Genomic DNA, 474 nt, shown 5'->3' with positions numbered 1-474 from the left:
CGAGCGAATTGTTGAAGAAGAAGTACGTCTTATTGGTAGCGACGGTGAGCAGTTAGGTGTAGTGCCTACCACCGAAGCGTTAGAGCGTGCTGAATCCGAAAACTTAGATCTCGTGCAAATTTCAAATGCCGATCCCATTGTCTGCAAGATAATGGATTACGGTAAGTTCGTTTTTGAGAGCAAGAAGCAGAAAGCGGCTCAAAAGAAGAAGCAAAAGCAAATCCAGGTTAAGGAAGTTAAATTCCGCCCTGGCACCGATGAGGGCGATTATCAGGTCAAGCTGAAAAACCTGACGCGCTTTCTTGAAGGTGGTGATAAGGGCAAAGTCACATTGCGCTTCCGTGGTCGTGAAATGGCGCACCAAGACATCGGGCGTAAGCTGATGGAAAGGATTGCGGCTGACCTGGAAGAGATCGGTTTGGTAGAGTCTTTCCCGAAAATGGAAGGGCGCCAGATGATCATGATTATTGCCCC

1 protein-coding gene is annotated in these 474 nt (G+C 48.1%); it reads left to right on the top strand.

Going from position 1 to position 474, the window contains the following annotated elements; genetic code table 11:
* Positions 1 to 474 (top strand): translation initiation factor IF-3 (gene infC / locus ACTH5D_RS14400; protein WP_441672440.1); only part of this gene is annotated, 474 nt, incomplete at both ends.

This window comes from Halomonas sp., assembly GCF_052095695.1.
Taxonomy (GTDB): Bacteria; Pseudomonadota; Gammaproteobacteria; order Pseudomonadales; family Halomonadaceae; genus Vreelandella.
The sequence above is the reverse complement of the archived record's forward strand: the minus strand, read 5'-3'. Positions and strand labels throughout refer to the sequence as shown.